This is a genomic window from Paradesulfitobacterium ferrireducens (assembly GCF_017310645.1).
In the GTDB taxonomy this organism is placed as follows: Bacteria; Bacillota; Desulfitobacteriia; order Desulfitobacteriales; family Desulfitobacteriaceae; genus Paradesulfitobacterium; species Paradesulfitobacterium ferrireducens.
The window spans coordinates 95278-113914 of record NZ_JAFLRH010000044.1 but is presented as its reverse complement, the minus strand read 5'-3'; the positions used below and the strand labels follow the sequence as shown (position 1 = coordinate 113914).

Below are 18637 nucleotides of genomic sequence, written 5' to 3'. Positions count from 1 at the left end.
CTTGTGTACTTTGCCTTACAATTAATTGTACACAAGCCCCTCGATTCATTTAAAAACCCAAACCTATTCCGGTAAATACTGCGCGCTCCAGCTTTCCGAAACGACACCCTCATCAATCATCCGCTCAATCTCCGAATCGGAAAAACCAATCTCTTTGAGTATTTGCCGTGTACTCTTACCATATTTCTCCGTAGGCTTCAATGTCCGCACCCTCGCAAACTGCGGCCGAATCGCACATTCCGATATGAGTTCAACCTTTCTGCCAGCCGGATGGTCTTGAAAGCGAGTGAACTGGTAAGTTCCGCCGCTTGCATGGGGATCAATACCGTCTTCGCTTACATAGCGCTCACGCAGCGAAGTCAATGAACCCATCTCGCAGGCACTGACATTACTATTTTGCAGCCGGTTGACCCAATAGGCCGCATCATGCGTTTTGAAGCGCTCGTTCAGGAAACGCTCGCGCTCTTCGGCCTCGATCTCGCTCAGACCATTTAGCCCCTCCACATTATTTAAGCGCTCGATATCTTCTTCCTTTACTGAGAGGAAAAACCATGAATCGCGGGCTTCATAACAGCGGCGCAGGGCATTCCAGCCTTTGGCTTCCCGTCCTCTCGGTTCATCGAAGGGACCGCGATCCGCAAAATCATACATAAATGGAATCTGAATCAGCTGGCCTGCACTGCTTAATGACGCCCGGGCAATATCTCCTTCCCCGGTTCGTTTGCGTTTGTATAAGGCTGTCGCGGTGGCAAAAGCCCCGCAGAAACCCGCCAGAAAATCGATGGTGCCCATATGTGCGTGTTCCTCAGGGGTGGACAGGGAACCCCCAAATCGCTCCATCACGCCTGTGGAGGCTTGTACGGTATCATCATATCCTACATAATGAGTGCGCGGCCCTTGCCGCGGTCCGCCGTAAGCATCAATCCTGCAGAAAATTATATTTGGATTAATGGCTTTAAGAGACTCGTAGTCAATACCTAAAGAATGAATTTGCCGTTCCAGACCGTTAAACGTAAGCACATCAGCCCACTGAACTAGGCGCGTTAAGACGTCCTTTCCCTGTTCGCTTTTTATATCGGCCAAGATGCTGCGCTTGTTCCGGTTCGTCAATAGTCCACAATCAATGGTATTCCAAGGATCAAAAGTTGGCTTAGTCGGATCAAGCTTAATCACTTCAGCTCCAAAACGGCTCAAGGTAGATGCCACCGTCGGACCCGCAATAACATTGGTTAAATCAAGAATGCGGACGCCCTCTAGCCAACTTCCGTCAAAGCCGTGATCAGTTAGAACGTTTGCGGAGCGGATATCCCTGTTTTGGGCAAGGCTTTCCAGTATCTCATTTCGGTGCTGGTCCGGTTGAGGCGCAAGCTCCCCTTTGGCATTGAATTCAGCACAGCTTTCCAGCCAGGCAATCGGTCCGGCCTGCCTTCTCCTGCCCTGCACCGGATGCTCAATGTCATGGACAAGGCCGGAAGTCAAGGCATGTTCACTGTTAAGCCATTCTTTAGTGGTACGATGAGCGGCTAAGGGGGCGCCGGCTTCACCAAAGATCTGTTCCCATTCAAAACTGGTTTTTTCTTGGAAGCGTTCCTTCATCTTAGGTGCCAGCCAATCTGCCCACTTCTTGGACAAGGGATAAAGTCCTAAGGCGCAATCCACCCCTTCAGGCCACTGGTCTTTGTCTAAATACCAATCATTAAGCTCCGGCAGGCCAGCCTCCAACGCTTCATCCAAGAGCCCCAGAACCTTGAGCGCCTTATGCGAGTGAGTAACCTGGGAACACGCTACCAGGTACACAGGCCGTCCATCGGCACAATAATAACTTCGGTAGAAGGGATCGAGGAATTCCTGCAGGTCTTCGTAGTCCAAATTCATCGGCTGGCCCGCCTTGCGGCGCTTAGCAATTTCGATTTCCCGTTGAGACAAATAACGTTCGGGATAATTTTCAACATATTTCGAATTGTATCCCAATCCTTCCATGAGGGCAGATGCAATAGGCACTTCGATGATATCCCCGCGGCCATGCCCCTCCCGGGCATAGAGCGCCGCTGCTACAGATAGAGCACCCAGCACGGAACCATAGGCGGATGCCAGGGTCAGCGGGCTGAAAGAGGGATTGATTCCCATTAATACCCGGTTTAGCCCCATATCCGTAAACTGTCCGGAAGCTGAGGCAATGATTTCTTCCCAGGCTTGAATATGGGCTCTTTCCGCATCGGATGAGGCAAATCCGGGCATTGAAAGGTAAATTAGGGATGGATTCATGGCACAGGCCTCTTGAGGACCAAAGCCTAAGCGCGCCATGACTCCCGGCCGGAAATTTTCAATCAGCACATCAGCGCTGGCAATCAGCTTGCGCGCTATGATCAGATCGTCTTCCTTTTTGAGATCAAGAATAATGCTTTTTTTACGGCGGTTCAGAGTTTCCATAGCCGGTGAATTCCAACGAGGGCCCCCCGGCGGATCAATCCGTATCACCTCAGCTCCCTGGTCTGCAAGCATCGCGGCTGTCGCCGGACCGGCCACATATTGCCCGAAATCAAGAACACGAATCCCTTCCATCGGATTTTTAGTATTGGCTGCAGGTTTCATAAAATTCTTGTTTACCTCCTGTCAACTGAATCATATATTCCGGGCTACTTCATAAGCGCTCCAAATCGCGTGCATAATGTTGCGGGGAGCTTGCGCATCACCAATGGCATAGATTTCAGGTACGCTAGCGCTTAACTGCCGGTAAAGATCATTGTCCGCAGTAAACCCTACGGCCAGCACGACGGTGTCAACGGTTACGGTCTTTTGCTGAAACTGTTTGTTCATAACCACAACACCCTGGTCTAAAACTTCGGCCACACCGGAATTCGTCAGAATGTCTACCTGATGAAGCCTTAACAAATCGAGCAGCATTTTTTTCTTGGAATGGAAAACAGGTTGACCGGCCGCCATCAATTCCTGAGCGCTTTCAATAATGATTACTTTTTTCCCGGCTTGGGCCAGCCAAAGCGCCGTTTCACAGCCTACCAGGCCACCTCCGACAACAGCTACTGAGCTGCCCGCCTGCAGTCTGCCTAACAACAAATCAACAGCCGTTGTAACGTTCTCCTTATCAATTCCGGGGATCATCAACTTTATGGGCTTAGATCCCGTCGCTACGAACACCACATCAGGATTTTCGGCCTGGATGAGTTCAGGAGTGACTGCCTGCTTCATCTGGATTTTGACCTGCAGTTCAGCAAGCTGGCTTTTATACCATTGGAGCAGACGGATCTCATCTCTTTTAAATGAAGGCACGGAAGCTTCCAGGATATGCCCGCCTAATTCCGCCGTTTTCTCATAAAGTGTTACCTGATGGCCCCTGATAGCAGCTACCCTGGCTGCCTCAAGACCGGCAATTCCCCCTCCGGCAATCAGGACTTTTTTCGGTTTCGGGGTAATTTGGATTTCAAATTGGCGCTCCCGGCCGGCAGCGGGATTTACGGCACAAGAAAGCGGTTTGAAAAGGTCTTCGCGGTTGAGGCAGCCATCATAGCATCCCAGGCAGGGCCTGATATCTTCCAGTTTGTGCTTGAGCATTTTATTGGGCCAATATGGATCGGCTAAAAGCCCTCTTCCCAAGGAAACAACATCAGCCCCTTCGTCTGCCAAAGCCTTTACAGCAATTTCCGGCAACTCCAGCCGGCCTGCAACAAGGACAGGAATTTTTACCGTTTGCTTTAACTTCGTTGTATACGGCAAATAACAACCGTGTTCCTGATAACCGGGGGGATGAGGCCAATACCAGCCTTCATAGCTGCCGACATCTGCGTTCAGGGAATCATAGCCAGCTTGTTCCAGAATCCTTGCAACTTCCAATCCTTCCTCCAGGTCACGGCCCCGTTCCACAAACTCCTCCCCAGGAAGTCCGCCCTGGCCCCAGTCTTTAATAAAACTCTTTAAGCTGAAACGCATTTGCACCGGAAAATCTTTCCCGGTACAGCGTTTTATTTCCTTCAGGATTTCTATGGCAAAGGTCAAACGAGCTTTTAAATCACCGCCATATTTATCTGTTCTTTTATTGAAAAAGGCAACGGCGAACTGATCGAGAAGGTACCCTTCATGCAGAGCGTGAATTTCAATCCCATCGAAGCCGGACTTGACTGCTAATTTGGCAGCTTCGCCGAATTTTTGCACAATGGTTTCAACCTCCGCTGTTGTCAGCTCCCGGCATGTCACCTCGGGATCCCAGTAGTTCGGAACAGCGGATGGAGCAACCGGTTGACCAGCAATATAGGACGGACTGCCAACCCGGCCAAAGCCCGCCGTTAATTGCAAAAAGATCTTGGCACCATAGGCATGAACCCGTTCCGTTAATTCCGAAGCCGTTGCAATAAAATGAAACGGCCTATACGTGGCACAAGGATCGCTAGGCAAATAGAATGGTTCGATCTCATTCTCAACCTTGACCAGACCGGTTATAATTAACCCGACCCCCCCTTTAGCCCTCTCCACATAATAGTCAATCGCCCTTTCTGAAAACCCTCCATCAGATGTTGACAATCCGTATATGTCCATCGGGGACATCGAAATCCGATTTTTAATTTCTACATTTCCTATCTTTAACGGTTGAAAAAGTAATGCTGTATCCAACTTCAATCCTCCACTTTCATGAATTTTCTTAAATTATCCATGCAATAAGGATGCCATATAGGATAAACTAAATAACCCCTGGCATTTTTAAGATTGCGAAGGGAATCATAATGAAATAAATCATCTGCTTTTCCGAGGAAATGGGAGTAGCTCCAAAGACAATTTTCATTATCGACATGCAATAATTCATCAGGCTGCAAAACTAAAGTGCCCAATCCCAGTTATAGGGAATGAGCACTTATAGATATTTTAAGTTATTCCGTTGCCACTAATCCTATTATGCCTTGCTGCTGCTTACCAAGACTCCGTCGAGAATCTTGGCCCCTTGCCCCTCAGGCAGGGCCATGACCGGGTTAATATCGAGGCTGAGCAGATCTTCCCCGCCTTCATATGCCAACTGGCTGACTCCGAGCAGAATCTCGACCAGCGCTTCTTTATCCACGGCCTGCTTCCCTCTGACTCCGTTCAGCATGGCAGCGCCCTTGATTTGTTTGAGCATATCCCAGGCATCCTCCCGGCTCAGGGGCACCGGCTTTAAGACGACGTCCTTTAACACTTCGACAAAGATGCCGCCGAGCCCGAACAGAATTTGCGGGCCTAGGACGGGATCACGCTGGAGCCCGACAATGCATTCAACCCCTGGGGGAACTTGCTCCTGCACCAGAACTCCGTTAATCTGAGCGGCCGGGTTATAAGCTTTGCCTTTGGCCATAATCTCAGCAAATTTTGCCGCAACTTCTGCGGCTGAGCTCACATTAATCGCAACTCCGCCGGCTTCAGTTTTATGCAAAATATCCGGGGAATCGATTTTCATTACCACAGGATAACCCATGGAATCAGCTAAACTGACGGCGTGCTCAGCACTGGTGGCCAGGAATTCCTTCGTGACCGGCAAGCTGTACATATCCAGAATTTCCTTGGTGGCGTGCTCACTTAAAGCCTGGGTGCTTTCCCTAAGGATTCCCTGCACCTTGGCCTTTCTCTCGTCATTCACCGGACCGGCAGCCGGAGCCTTCCAGTTTTTGCGGAAATTGGCGTAGCGATACAGGGCGCCGACCGCTTTGGCGGCGCGGGCCGGGGAATGATAGAGCGGGACGCCTGCTTCCTGCAGTTCGTCAAAACCGGGTTTGGCAACCTGGCCCACGCTCCAGCTCACGACCAGCGGCTTGTCTGTTCCCAGCGCACTTTCAGCAATATCACGGCCAATTTTCTCTGCCATTTTACCGGTGGCCATTGTAATGGCGACAATCAGCATATCCAGTTCATCCGAAGCCAGCAGGATTTGCAGGCACTTCTTAAACTCGTCCCCTTGGTTCAGTGATTGAGCAGTGACATCGACCGGGTTGATGGCAGAACCAAATGCAGGAATGACTTTGCGCACTTCTTCCTGCAGCGCTTCACTGAGTTCCGGGACTTGGAGATTAACCTCTTCCGAACGGTCAGCCAGCAAAATTCCAACTCCGCCGGACATGGTCACGATTCCAACCCGGTTTCCTTTCGGCAGTTTGCCGGGAATAAAGGCCTGGGCCAAGTCGACGATATCATCACTGTCATTAGCCTGGAAGATTCCCATCTTCTCAAAATAGCTTTTGTAAGCCGCTCCGGAGCCTGTGAGCGCTGCGGTATGGGTAGCGGCAGCTTTCTGTCCGCTGGCCGAGTTGCCCACTTTCAGTGCAATGATCGGTTTCCCTAGATTCGCCGCTTGTTCCGCGGTTTTTCTGAAGCTTTCCCCGTCCCTCAGTCCTTCCAGATAGGAAAGAATCACTTTCGTATTCGGGTTCTCAACCACATAGGACAGGCCTTCGCCCGCGGTCATATCCACTTCATTGCCGGTCGTGACCACAAAGTTAACCCCAACCCCAGCTTCTTGCAAGAGGTTAAAGAGCATAAACCCTACCGCGCCGCTTTGGGAAACCAAAGCCACCGGGCCGGCTTTTACTTTGTCCATTTCCAGGGAGCCGCTGAACGAAGCCATAAGGCCGGTCGAAACATTGAGCATACCCAGACAGTTCGGCCCTATCAGGCGCATGTTGTATTCTTTGGCGATGTCTTTAAGCTCTAGCTGCAAGGCTTTATCTCCGGTCTCCGCAAAGCCGGACGAGAAAATAATGGCCCGTTTGATTCCCTTTTTCCCGCAGTCGCGCAAGATACGCGGCACTCTGGCAGCGGCAATGGCAATCAGGGCGAGGTCAACTTGTTCCGGGATGGCTTCAACCGACGGGTAGCAAGCGAGTCCTGAAATTTCTTGATATTTAGGGTTGACCGGATAAATTTTCCCTTGATAATTATGCTTTAGTAAGTACTTGAGAATTTTTCCGTTGATTGTTGAAAAGTCCTGGCTGGCCCCGATAATGGCCACACCTGTGGGTTCCATTAAATAGCGCATCCACTCTTCCCCCTCATTTTTCTATAACGTGCATATTGCTTGTTCCGATTAGAGGAACATCGTTCCAGATAAATCTATCATATCAAACCAAGAAGCCCGAAACAGTAATTGTCGGGCGAAGTGTTGTTATTTATGGGTGAACGGTTGTTTTTTAAGGTTAAGTGGTTGCAAATATACTAAATCTTTGGAACATTAACAAAGAAACCAGATCACTCCGGTTTGTAACCAAGTTTAAGAGAGATCTCGCGCGCATACTTACGCAGCAGCGTAATATATTCCATGTTTTTTTCTTTGGTGAAGCGGAAGGTAGGCCCTCCAATCCCAAAGCCGGCCGCTATACTTCCTTCGTGATCATAGATAGGGGCCGCGATCACCGTTGAACCCAAGTCAACTTCATCCGCTGTAATTGAAATTTGTTCACGGCGAATTTGGGATAATTCTTTTCTAAGCTGAACCGGGTCCATCGGGCTATTGTCACTTAGGCGAACGATATTCTGTGTTGCAAGGTAATGTTCAATAAAATCATCTGATTCAAAGGCTAAGAGTATTTTTTTAGATGCTCCGCAATGAAGGGGCAGGCGCATTCCGTGTGATGCTTTCAGGGTCATCGACTGAGCACCTTCCACAAACTCAATTCCCACTCCGGCATATCCTTCCCGGATTGTAAGCAGGATCGACTCTCCGGTAATCAGAGCCATGTGCTGCATGATCGGAAAAGCAATATTGCGCAAATTGATATTCCCAGCCGCAACTTTCCCCAGTTCGAACACCCGCAAACCTAAACGGTACTTTTCCGTGAGCGGGTCCTTCTCTACAAAACCGTATTTCTGCATCGAGATCAAGATGCGGTGAACAACACTTTTGGGCAGCCCTAATTTATGGCTGAGTTCAGTCACCCCTAACAAATGCTGCTGATGATTAAATGTCGTTAAAATCGTCAGAGCTTTTTCCACCGTTTGGACCCCTTCCGATTTTCCGGTACGTTCTTTCTTTTTTTCCGCAGCCAGTACCTCTTCAATTTTTCCGCTCATTCGCCTCTCCCCTGGCAGATGATGTTCCGTAATGTGAAACATCATTCCGATTTTTATATGTGAGCTGATTTTAGTCTAATTTTGTATATTTTGAAAAGCATTAGAGGACAAGCGGGCGAAATCAGCGTGTCAACGGTCGCTTTACACGGGTGAATAGCATATGTAAGCAGCTTCCCTACGATGAAGGGATTCGTCCCGAATAGACGAATCCCTTCATTACCTGAGATAACGGAACCAGGCAAGCTGCCTTGCAGAGCGAACCGGTATTCCTGATCTTCGTTAGATAAGCCCTTTCTTCACCAGCCAGTCATGCGCAATTTTATCAAGATCTTGTTTCTCTACATCAGCCAGGTAATTCAATTGAATAATATCTTCATTGCTGATTGCACCCCAGAGCTTTTCTAGAACTTTATCCAAGTTTAGCTCTTTGCGAACGGAATCTTTGATCATCACGATGCCATATTCCGGGGGCAGGAAGTGTTTATCGTCTTCCAGGGTGACCTGATTAAACTTCTTGAGACGCCCATCCGTGCTATAGGCAACGATTGCCTGGACATTGTTGTTAGCCAAAGCCTGATAAATCAAATTATAGTCCATTGATACTTCTTTCTTCCAATTGAGTCCATAAGCCTTTTTCATTCCAGGCATTCCGCTTTCCGGAATATTGGCAAAATCCTGATCCATGCCTACAGCCCAATCCTTTGCATAGGGAACAATATCCGAATCTTTCTTAAGATTGAATTTTTGGGCTGTTTCAGCAGATACAGCAATGGCATAGTTATCATAAAAGCCCAATTTAGGAGAAACCCAGACCCCATACTGTTTCATTTCTTCAGTCCGAACGTAATCCAAAACAGATTCCGGATTGGCCTTATACTGGTCATTGTAAGCTTGTTTGAAAATCTTTTGGAATTGAGTTCCGGCATACCCACTGTAAATTTGGATATCGCCTTTAACTAAAGAGTCATGCATTAACGAAGACATTCCAGAAGTTCTTTTTACCGTTACTTTGACGGATGTATTCTTCTCAATGATCTCCTTCAGCATATAATCCACGATTGCAGGTTCATTGTAATCCTGCGCGGCAATCGTAAGCTCTTTAATCGCAGAGCCTGTTTGATTAGAAGACGTATTGTTACTCGTCTGCTGAGTAGTTCCCGAACTGCCGCATCCGACCAGTGTTGCCGCAATCAGCCCAACAACCATAAAATTTAACCAGAGACGTTTTTTCATTTCGACTCCCCCTATAAATTTAAATTGTATCCAAACCATTTCTAATATTTTGACATCTTAATGTTTAATTGTGCGAATTCCGCGCGGAGTAAGTGCTATCTCCAGCCTGCCCATTAAAAACTCGGCTAAGAAAGCTAAGAGCATTGCAGGTAAGGTGCCGGCCAGCACAATATCATTGGCGGCCATGCTTAGTCCCCGCATGATCAATTCTCCCAATCCCCCGGCCCCAATCAAGGCTCCCAAGGTTGCAAACCCAATCGTACCCACCAGGGCCGAGCGCACACCGGCAATAATCACTTTTAAGGCCAGTGGGAGTTCAATCATCCACAGCAGCTGCCAATCGGTAACCCCCATCCCAATCGCGGCATCTTTCACTTCGCGCGACACCCCGGTAATCCCCACAAAGGTGTTTCGAACAATCGGCATCAGCGCGTAAAGAAAGAGTGCAATGACCGTAGGCAGTAAGCCCAGCCCCACGCCAATGGCGATTAACAATGCGAGCAAGGCCAGGCTCGGAACCGTTTGCATCGCATTGCTAAACCCCAGAAGCCATGGATACAGTCTGGGAATCCGAGTTGCAAGAATCGTTAACGGGACGGCAATCAGGATTGCTAAACCCATAGGTATCATCACGATGAACAGGTGTTCCCAAATAGCGTGAAGGACATTGTCTGAATGGGTTGAGATGAAATGAAATGTTTCTGCTAATAACTGCATTTAGCTCACCACCTTTGTCGAGGCAGCTTCTTTATCTGCCAGACGTACGTTGTCCAGAAAACTAATCAGATCCGCCCGGTTTACAATCCCTACAATCTTCCCATCAAAGTCCGTAACCGTCAATGAATCCAGATTATGGGATAAGATGAGCTGCATGCTCTGGAGTACGGTCGATTCCGGTCGGATCGTAATTTCGGGTTCCGGATTGACACTAACCTGACCGGAAACCGGAGCTACGACTTTGGACATAATATCTGCCACCGGCATTTCCGTTTTCTGGCGAAGCAAGCGCTGGCGCCCGATAAAATTAGCCACGAACTCATCCGCAGGAGCACGTAAAATTTGCTCGGGACTTTCTGCCTGGACGATGTCTCCATTGCGCATAATGACAATCCGGTCAGCCATGCGTACCGCTTCATCCATGTCATGAGTCACAAAGACAATGGTCTTATGCACACTCCGCTGCAACCGTTTTAATTCATCCTGCAGCTGTTCACGGGTGATAGGATCTAGGGCTCCAAACGGCTCGTCCATCAAAATGATATCCGGATCATGGGCTAGAGCGCGCAAAACACCGATCCGCTGCTGTTGTCCCCCGCTTAGTTCGGAAGGATAGCGGTCCATAAACACATCAGGATTCATTTCAATTAACTCAAGTAATTCTTTAGCGCGGGCGCGGCGTTCGTTTTCTTTTATCCCTTTTAACTTCAGCACAAAGGTAATGTTCTCCGCAATCGTTAAATGTGGGATTAAACCGACTTGCTGAATCACATACCCTAAACGCCGTCTCAATTCAACGGGGGGATAGCTTTTATAATCCTTACCATCGATCTCAATGGTACCGGACGTGGGTTCTACCAAGCGGTTCATCATCCGTAAAGTGGTTGATTTGCCGCACCCGGAAGGACCAATGAGTACAACAAATTCTCCGCGTTTGATTTCCAAGGTAAACTCCTTAACTGCAACCGTACCATCAGGGAATTTTTTTGTTAATTTCTTAAATGCTAAAATAGTACCCAGCCCCCTCCTCGTCTAATAATTAACCCTTCGTTTTGTGTGAACTGACTGCAATGTCTGGCCTGTCTCTTTGAATCAATTCACCTCCCGTTATAATCTTGAAAGCAGTTAAGGATTAATAACAATGGTTGCAAAAGACGTGCCAGCCCTGCCTGAAAAGCCAGTTCAGCCTATTTCAAGTATTAAAACCAATTGGAATGTTTTATTTAATGATAATATTCATTAAATTTTGTTTGGTCTAAGCCAAAGACAAACATAGTGCAATGAATATATTCATTGCTAGAATTCCATTTTTCATTACTCCATATGATGGCAAACTTCCTTGCCGAGGCGGGGCAAGGAAGTTTCTCTTTTGAGTATTAAGTTACGCCGGCTATTTATATTTCTTCAACAGTTTCACGACGGTTGACTGGTCTACCTCCAACACTTTTGCCACTTTGTAGGTGGATTTATACATTTCATAAGCAGTTGTGACCAAATGCTGCTCGACCTCTTTTTTAGCCAATTTCAAAGGAATAATGTCTGTACAAATAACCTTGCCCTGGTCCGGCTTGATATCCAACATACTTTGAAGGTAATCCAAGGTAATGGTCTCGGATTCATTAATAACAATGATCCGTTCCATGACATGCTCCAGCTCACGGACATTTCCCGGCCACTCATAGTGATAGAAAGCCTGCATAATCTCGGGCGTGAGCTTCTTGTTCAATCCGTACTTGGCGTTGAATTTATCGAGAAAATATTTAACCAGCGCCGGGATATCCTCTTTGCGTTCCCTTAGTGGCGGAATTACAATCGGAACCACATTGAGCCGGTAATATAAATCCTTACGGAAGTGGCCTTCATGCACCATCTGCAATAAATCGCGGTTTGTCGCAGCCACCACCCGGGTATTAATCTTAACTTTTTTCGTCCCTCCGACCCGGTCGATCTGGCGGTCTTGCAAAAAGTCCAAAAGCTTAACCTGTACGCGCAGGGGCAATTCTCCGATTTCATCCAGGAACAGCGTCCCATTATTAGCCAGTTCGATTTTACCGATTTTTCCGCCTTTATTGGCCCCGGTAAAAGCACCGCTCTCATAGCCGAACAACTCGGATTCAATTAAGTTTTCCGGAATCAAGCTGCAGTTCAGTTTAATAAAAGGTTCGTCTCTGCGCTTGCTTAAATAGTGAATCGTTTTCGTAACGACTTCTTTGCCGACTCCTGATTCCCCTTGAATGAGGACGGTTAAATCCATGGGCGCTATTTTGGCCACAGTTTCTTTAATATGGGTCATGGCCCGGCTCTGGTAGATAAAGCTTACCTGTCCAAACATCTCTTCTCTAAGTAAATTCAATTCCTCATTCTTGCGTTCAATCTCACTGTTTTTTTCTTCAATTTCTTCCCTCAGCTTATTTATTTCCAAAATATCCTTAGATGTACTAATAACCCGTGTAATTTCCCCCTCTTCATTGAAGATAGGAATCGCTGTCGCTAAGACCCTTTTCCCTGATTTCATTTCCTGCATCATATTAACCTTCTTCTTTTGCATCAAAACTTGCATTGTGATGCTTGTGGAAAAGACATGTTCCTTTTCAAGTTCTGTAACATGTTTGCCTACGACATCCGCATAATTCACCTGACACACTCTCTCCGCGGCGGGGTTAAGACGTAAAATATATCCATTATGATCAGTTACAAATATCTCCTCTTCAATATTCTGAAAGATTTGTTCATATTCCATTAAGGTTTCTTTGATTTCTTTATTCTTAACCACTAAATAATTGGCAAGTTTATCGATACACTTAAGATTGTCCACAATTCCAACCGGATAATGCTCAGGGTTAAGGATTACTGCCAGGTCGGTATTTAATTGATTTAATTCCAAGACAGAATAGTCCGAATTCAAAGTGCAAAAACTCAGGTTTGGTTCAATATCCCCAAGCAATAAATTCTGGGTATTTGATTGCTTGGCGGCACTTTTTATGATCTCAGCCATTACAAGTTCTGCAGGAATCACCTTTTCCAACCCTTGTTCCGAGAGGGTAAGAATAAATTTTGGCCGTCGTTGCACCAGTGTATCCTTAAGAGACCAAAGTTCCGTATCAGGAGGATAAATTTCAAAATCTCTGCTGGCTAAATCCAAAATAACCATGTGCGTTCCTCCTTTAGTGGTGTGTATAGATGGCGGGGAGTCCGGGAGTCACACCCGGCTGCATAGATTTAGAGTCTATGTGATCTTGCCGATCCACCCCCCGTGATGAAAACTAAAGAATCATCGCCAACATAGTTGCGACTCCAATTTGCAGAGGATCGTGTATCAAGTGCCGCTCATATTTGGTCAAAGCCTCTTGCTTCAGGCCCAGCGGGATTCCCGGGGCAGCCAGCATTGCCTCATGCGGTAGGTCATCCGCTCCGATAAAGCCCCCGGCCGGGGTCGCATCCAGAATGAACTGATATTTAGATAGTGCCTCCAACAAGGAATGCTCAATCGTTACCTGGGCATCCGTTTGGTAGGCTTTTAAGGCTTCCGGTTGAATATCAAAGAGCTTAACCCAGGCACCCAGTTCCTTAAGAAAGGCAACCGCGCTCTGTCCCACCGGTCCTGCCCCTAAAACCAAAACCTCTTGCCCCTTTAGGCCTTTGGCCATGTGTGCCAGGGCTGCCACATAGCCCCTTCCGGTGGCCTCTCCATTATCGACATAAGACCCTTTCCCTACATTATAGGCAATAAATCGATCATCATCTGCCACAAATATGATGCTTGCTTTGCGATCGATGGCTTCAGCAATTCCAGCCACATCAGCAGCCCTGGTAACAAAGCAATCGAAGCCAAGAAATTGGATAATGCTTTGCACAGACTCTGAAAAGCCACCGATGATTCCCTGACCCGAAGTAATCGGGACAGCCGCCGCCATATGATTTTGAGCTGCCTGCTTAAAACTCTCGCGAGTGATCCCGGCGGCAAAAGAGGCAAGAGCCGCTAAATCCACCCCGGTTTTCTCAATCAACGATAAGTTATACTGCGTCAGCTCAGAATCCAGCTTATCAATGTCATGCGTAGTTAAGCGCGTCATATCTTTCTCCCTTAAACGAGACTTCATTCAGAGGGAGATTCAATTCCCACTGAATGTTAGTTCAACGTTAAATATTTAAGCGTGAACCATCGAGATAAGATAAGCTGCGTCCGACTCTGCGGATATTACGATGGCCTTCCAAAGCCATCGCCAAGCGCTCTACCCCAAATCCTATACCTACCCAGGGATCAATGATTCCCCAAGCCGGGTCGAGTTTATGAGGGCCAAAGGCTCCAGAGCCTAACTCCAGATCCCCTGCAACCACATCGATAGTAGTCCCGTAAACTTCGGATTCATCTATCTCCAGCTGATAATCCTTAAGACCAATCGCTTCCATCATCATGGCCGCCAGTTCACGCAGACGCGCCGTCTGCTCTCCTTCCGGCGTTCCCAGCTCTACTAGGTTAAGCATGGTAAACTCATTTAAGTGATTAGCCCCTTGAGACTCTTTACGAAAACAAGGTCCGACTTCAAAAATCCGTACCGGTTTCCCCCATAACCGGTCCAGGTCCCGCAGCAAGTAATAAAGATTGGGGGCAAGCATTGGCCGCAGGCACTTGTTGTCATCCACCCAAAAGACCTGTTTGGAGAGCGGATGATCTCGAGTAATGGTCATCTTCTCCAGCATGCCTTTGGCCAACATAATGGGGGTTGTCACTTGGACAAAACCGGCCTCATTCAGCCGCTGAACCATCTTGCTTTCAAGCCGGCATACCAGAGGCCGGAAACCACTGTTTTTTAATTCAAGCAGATGTCTTTTATTTTTTTGCACCAATTCTCTTTCAATTTTTTGAAAAGTCTTATCCCTTTCCGTGGTGCCGTCAAATTCTTGATCCAGTAAAGCAATATCCCCATTGAGCTCTATTAACTTCTGTCTTTGAGTCACTGTCCAGGTCATACTCATCGAGGGAACCTCCAGGACGTTTAGTCAAATCCGCCATTCTCTTTTCCAACTATTTTAATAATTCGCGAATTAATTTTAAAGTCCTGCCGTCTTTTTTACTTAAATATTATTTTCTAATCTCCATCGAAGCCGATTGCCCAAGTGCCAAACCGGCCGCTACCTCGATTGTTTTCAGAATACCGGAAATACCGGGGCAACTGGGATGTTTGCTGTATTTGCTAAACACCTCATAGACTTTTCCCTGATGCAGCTTCTGAAAGATCTCCTGGTAAGCATCCACTTCCTGCAGTTCTGCGGCAATCTTCTGGTAGGAAGGACAAGTACTGGTGATATTAAGCTTTACCTTGCTTCCTTCAATTTGTTCTGCTTCCACCTTTACTTCAAACCCGCAGATTCCGCATTTAATCTCTCCCGTTGCCATCTCAATCAACCTCTCTTCATATAATTTTTTCATTCTATAGTAGTTAGCGATAGCGGCTGTTTTGGCAGGTAGCGCGGCCGCTGCAGTAATCACAGGTGGTACAGAAGGATTCAAAAGGCATGGTCAGGTTTTTGCCCACCGGAATAATGAACGAACTGGATTTGACCGGGGACATGAGAAAAGAAGCAGTTAAACGGACTCCAATCTGCTCTGCATTCACCAGGGAAAAAATCACCCTTTGCCCTTCCATCGGGATTTTGTGCCCGCCCGGACTGACGTTAAAGCCAATGGTCATGCCCTCCGCTGAGACCTTCTCAAAAACTTCCCGGCGGACCAAACCCCGCGCCTCATCAACTGCTGTGGTGCCGTACGCGTCCAGAGTTATTCCTTCCAAGGCCTCCCCGGCATTGAATAAATTCGTGACTTCTTGTTCAAGGTCCGGACCCGCTGTCGTAATACCAACTGCGGCCTGTGAAGCTCCCTGAAAAAATTTGTCCACACAGGAAAGCTTATATTTGCCGTCCAGCAGAATTTGGTTCGTGCCCGCGACTTCAACCGGGACCAAGATATACAGGCACTGGGCCTTGATTAGCTTTAAGGCTTTATTGCGGGTATTCTCCGTGATTTCCCGGACAGTGGCATTCATCTCTTTCTTAACCCCGCCATACCCCATGGCCCGGAAGACTTCTTCAGGCTTTAATTCGAGCGATTCCCAAGTCAAAACAGTCATTTCGAACCTCCCATACCGAAAAAGTAATTCCTAAAAACCGAGAGCATCCATAAAAAACTCCTGAAAATCCTGCCTGGTGGATAGCTCGACATGAATCACCTTGCGCGCTAATTCCTCAGCCTCCTGCCGTAAGTCTGCAGAAAGGAGGGCAAACTTGGCACCCGCTCCGGCAGCATTGCCCACAGAGACAATCTTGTCCGGAGTGACCGGGGGCAGCAAGCCCAGCGCCAGGGCGCTCTCTTTATCGATATAACTCCCGAACGCTCCGGCCAATAAGACTTGATCAAGATCGTCTACACTGAGTCCGGCTTCCTTAAGCAAGATCTGAATCCCGGCATATACTGCCGCTTTGGCTAGCTGCAGCTCCCGCACATCCTTTTGGGTGATAACTACCGCTTCCTGACCCGGTTCATATGCGAGAATAAAGTGGGTACCGTAAGCGTCGTTGCGGTCAAGCCGGGAACGCAACGTTTCAGGCAAGTGCTCGGCTTGTTCCCGGTTCAGCATTCTCCCGCTCCCATCTACGATTCCCGCTTTCACTAATTCACTGACAATATCCATTAAACCGGAACCGCAAATTCCCTTGGCCGGCGCCTTTCCGATAATACTTAAATGGACGTCCTGATCGATCTTTACCTTTTCAATCGCCCCGGTTGCCGCCCGCATGCCGAATTGAATCTGAGCCCCTTCGAATGCCGGTCCGGCAGCTGTCGAACACGTCCAGAGCTTCCCGGAAGCCGCCAATACGATCTCACCGTTGGTGCCGATGTCGACCGCCAGGCGCATCCCCTCCTGCTTATGCACCCCGGTGGAGAGAATCACGCCCACGGTATCCGCGCCCACATATCCCGCGATGTTGGGGAGCATATAGACCGGGGCATGGGCGAATATTTCCAAGCCCAAGTCTTGCGCTTCCGCCCGCACCAAATGCGCCGTGATTGGAATAAATGGGGATGAGGCTAAATACGTCGGATCTAATCCCAGGAACAAATGACTCATGGTGGTATTGCCCACAACAGCGACCTGCATGATTTCCTCAGGAGAAATTTCGGCCGCTTGCGCCAGCTTTGTAAGCAAGCGGTTAATCACGCCCACAACCCGCTTATTCAGATGTTCCAGCCCTCTGGCATCATTCATGACATGCTCAATCCGGGCAATCACATCCGCCCCGAAAATATTCTGGGCATTTGTAGCCGATGCTGTAGCCAAAGTCTCCCCGGTGAGCAAATTCACCAGCGCAGCTACCACCGTCGTGGTGCCGATATCCACCGCCAACCCAAACAATTGGCCCGAGGTATCCCCTGCATCCACTTTCAGTATCTCACCGTTCGCTACCGAGGCCGTGACTTTAAAATTATCTTCCCGCAGGCTGCGGTGCAGACAGCGCAAGACATCCATTGGCATGTTCAGGCGGTCTAAGCCTAAAGCATTGCCCAGGCGCGTGGCATCCGGACTCTGATCTTCGAGCGAAGGCTTCTCCAGCTTGAGAAATACTTTTCGAATACCGGGATTCAGTTGAAAATCCAGCTCGCGTTGGGTCAACTCACTCTTACGGTGCAAGGAAACTTCCAGTTGCGGAATCTCTACCACCAGATCGCGGCTGACGGTGGTCCGGCAAGCCAGTACCGGCTCCTCGTTATCTTCCCCTAAGAGCTTAACCCGGCATTTCCCGCAGGTTCCCTTGCCGCCGCACGGGCCTTCCAGTTCAATCCCTGCTTCTACGGCCGCCTCCATAATGGTCAAGCCATCCCTTACTTGGATCTTGGTCTTAGCCGGAAGAAACGTTACATTAAAAGTATTCATAATTTCTCACCCTCTAATCGTTCCTCTATATCTACTCTGATTCAATTTATATCTACTCTGATTCTATTTATAAAAACTGATGCTGCAACACCATTCTTCCCGGCGGTGTGACTACAAATTCTTCGTCCCATTCGCCTCTGAACATCTTTTCCAGAAGACGCAAAGATCCTTTGAGTTCTCCATGGGGAACCTTAATGAAGCCGGCCACCCGTTGGGAGTATGCCAGGCAGCTTTCCATTTTCTCTACTCCGGTATCAATAAAAACTATACGCTGGTAGTTGGCGTACTGAGAATCAATCAACCAACGGGCATTTTCTTCCCCATATTTTTCTACGTATCGAAGATAGTCCCCATAAGGTTCGGCCCCCTGGTCAATCCATCCTTTGCTAAGGAAATAAGTGCCCGGGAATTGTTCAAATTCACGGTCGTACACTTCCCGTGCACCCAAGAGAAGACTAATACAATCGTGTACTTTGGGGATAACCAAAGTATGGCGTTCAGAACTAAGATTTGCGACTCCATAGGAACATAGCCCATAGCCAAAAAGAAGCGTATCATGCTCAACATCCGCATCAATACGTTGTTGAAGTTCCGCCTGCAGCTTCTGGGGAGTATTATGCAGCGCATAGGGCAGCAATTCGAGCTCAATATCCGCTGGCAAAACCATTTTAATCTCATCAGCCATGGTGCTGCAGGCTATTATTTTCGCATGCATT

At 48.1% G+C, this 18637-nt stretch carries 14 protein-coding genes; all 14 read right to left on the bottom strand.

The annotated features are described in order from the left end of the window. Positions 1-63 precede the first annotated feature (63 nt). The 14 genes from J0X21_RS15430 to J0X21_RS15365 all read right to left on the bottom strand — a co-directional run bounded on the left by J0X21_RS15430 (position 64) and on the right by J0X21_RS15365 (position 18636). Positions 64-2592, bottom strand: coding sequence for a CoA transferase (locus J0X21_RS15430; RefSeq protein WP_206813102.1), 2529 nt, complete (start codon positions 2590-2592; stop codon positions 64-66). Positions 2593-2622: 30 nt separating this feature from the next. Further along, on the bottom strand, positions 2623-4629 hold the full coding sequence (locus J0X21_RS15425; RefSeq protein WP_206813101.1) for an oxidoreductase: 2007 nt from the start codon (positions 4627-4629) through the stop codon (positions 2623-2625). 271 nt (positions 4630-4900) lie between these two features. Next, entirely contained in the window at positions 4901-7009 is a 2109-nt protein-coding gene (locus tag J0X21_RS15420; protein ID WP_206813100.1) for an acetate--CoA ligase family protein, read from the bottom strand. Positions 7010-7218: 209 nt separating this feature from the next. Beyond that, a complete protein-coding gene (locus J0X21_RS15415; protein WP_206813099.1) occupies positions 7219-8040 on the bottom strand; it encodes an IclR family transcriptional regulator in 822 nt (273 codons plus the stop codon). Positions 8041-8319: 279 nt separating this feature from the next. Continuing rightward, the gene (locus tag J0X21_RS15410; RefSeq protein ID WP_206813098.1) at positions 8320-9273 is read right to left on the bottom strand and encodes an ABC transporter substrate-binding protein; all 954 of its coding nucleotides are present in this window, start codon (positions 9271-9273) and stop codon (positions 8320-8322) included. Positions 9274-9330: 57 nt separating this feature from the next. Further along, positions 9331-9990, bottom strand: a complete 660-nt coding sequence (locus J0X21_RS15405; protein ID WP_206813097.1) for an ABC transporter permease — start codon at positions 9988-9990, stop codon at positions 9331-9333. Then, the gene (locus tag J0X21_RS15400) at positions 9991-11001 is read right to left on the bottom strand and encodes an ABC transporter ATP-binding protein (RefSeq protein ID WP_328813058.1); all 1011 of its coding nucleotides are present in this window, start codon (positions 10999-11001) and stop codon (positions 9991-9993) included. It abuts the gene before it with no gap. Positions 11002-11380: 379 nt separating this feature from the next. Next, a complete protein-coding gene (locus J0X21_RS15395; protein ID WP_206813096.1) occupies positions 11381-13141 on the bottom strand; it encodes a sigma-54 interaction domain-containing protein in 1761 nt (586 codons plus the stop codon). A gap of 112 nt (positions 13142-13253) precedes the next feature. Next, positions 13254-14063, bottom strand: a complete 810-nt coding sequence (gene pylD / locus J0X21_RS15390; RefSeq protein WP_206813095.1) for a 3-methylornithyl-N6-L-lysine dehydrogenase PylD — start codon at positions 14061-14063, stop codon at positions 13254-13256. Between the two features lie 67 nt (positions 14064-14130). Next, a complete protein-coding gene (gene pylSc / locus J0X21_RS15385; protein WP_206813094.1) occupies positions 14131-14967 on the bottom strand; it encodes a pyrrolysine--tRNA(Pyl) ligase large subunit in 837 nt (278 codons plus the stop codon). 106 nt (positions 14968-15073) lie between these two features. After that, positions 15074-15388 (bottom strand): DUF6951 family protein, encoded by a 315-nt coding sequence (locus J0X21_RS15380; protein ID WP_206813093.1) that lies wholly within the window; start codon positions 15386-15388, stop codon positions 15074-15076. Between the two features lie 43 nt (positions 15389-15431). After that, positions 15432-16118 carry a vitamin B12 dependent methionine synthase gene (locus J0X21_RS15375; protein WP_206813092.1) on the bottom strand — a complete coding sequence of 229 codons (687 nt, stop codon included), beginning with the start codon at positions 16116-16118 and terminating at the stop codon, positions 15432-15434. Between the two features lie 30 nt (positions 16119-16148). Next, positions 16149-17921, bottom strand: coding sequence for an ASKHA domain-containing protein (locus J0X21_RS15370; RefSeq protein ID WP_206813091.1), 1773 nt, complete (start codon positions 17919-17921; stop codon positions 16149-16151). A gap of 67 nt (positions 17922-17988) precedes the next feature. After that, positions 17989-18636 carry a DUF1638 domain-containing protein gene (locus J0X21_RS15365; RefSeq protein WP_206813090.1) on the bottom strand — a complete coding sequence of 216 codons (648 nt, stop codon included), beginning with the start codon at positions 18634-18636 and terminating at the stop codon, positions 17989-17991. Between the last annotated feature and the right edge of the window lies 1 nt (position 18637).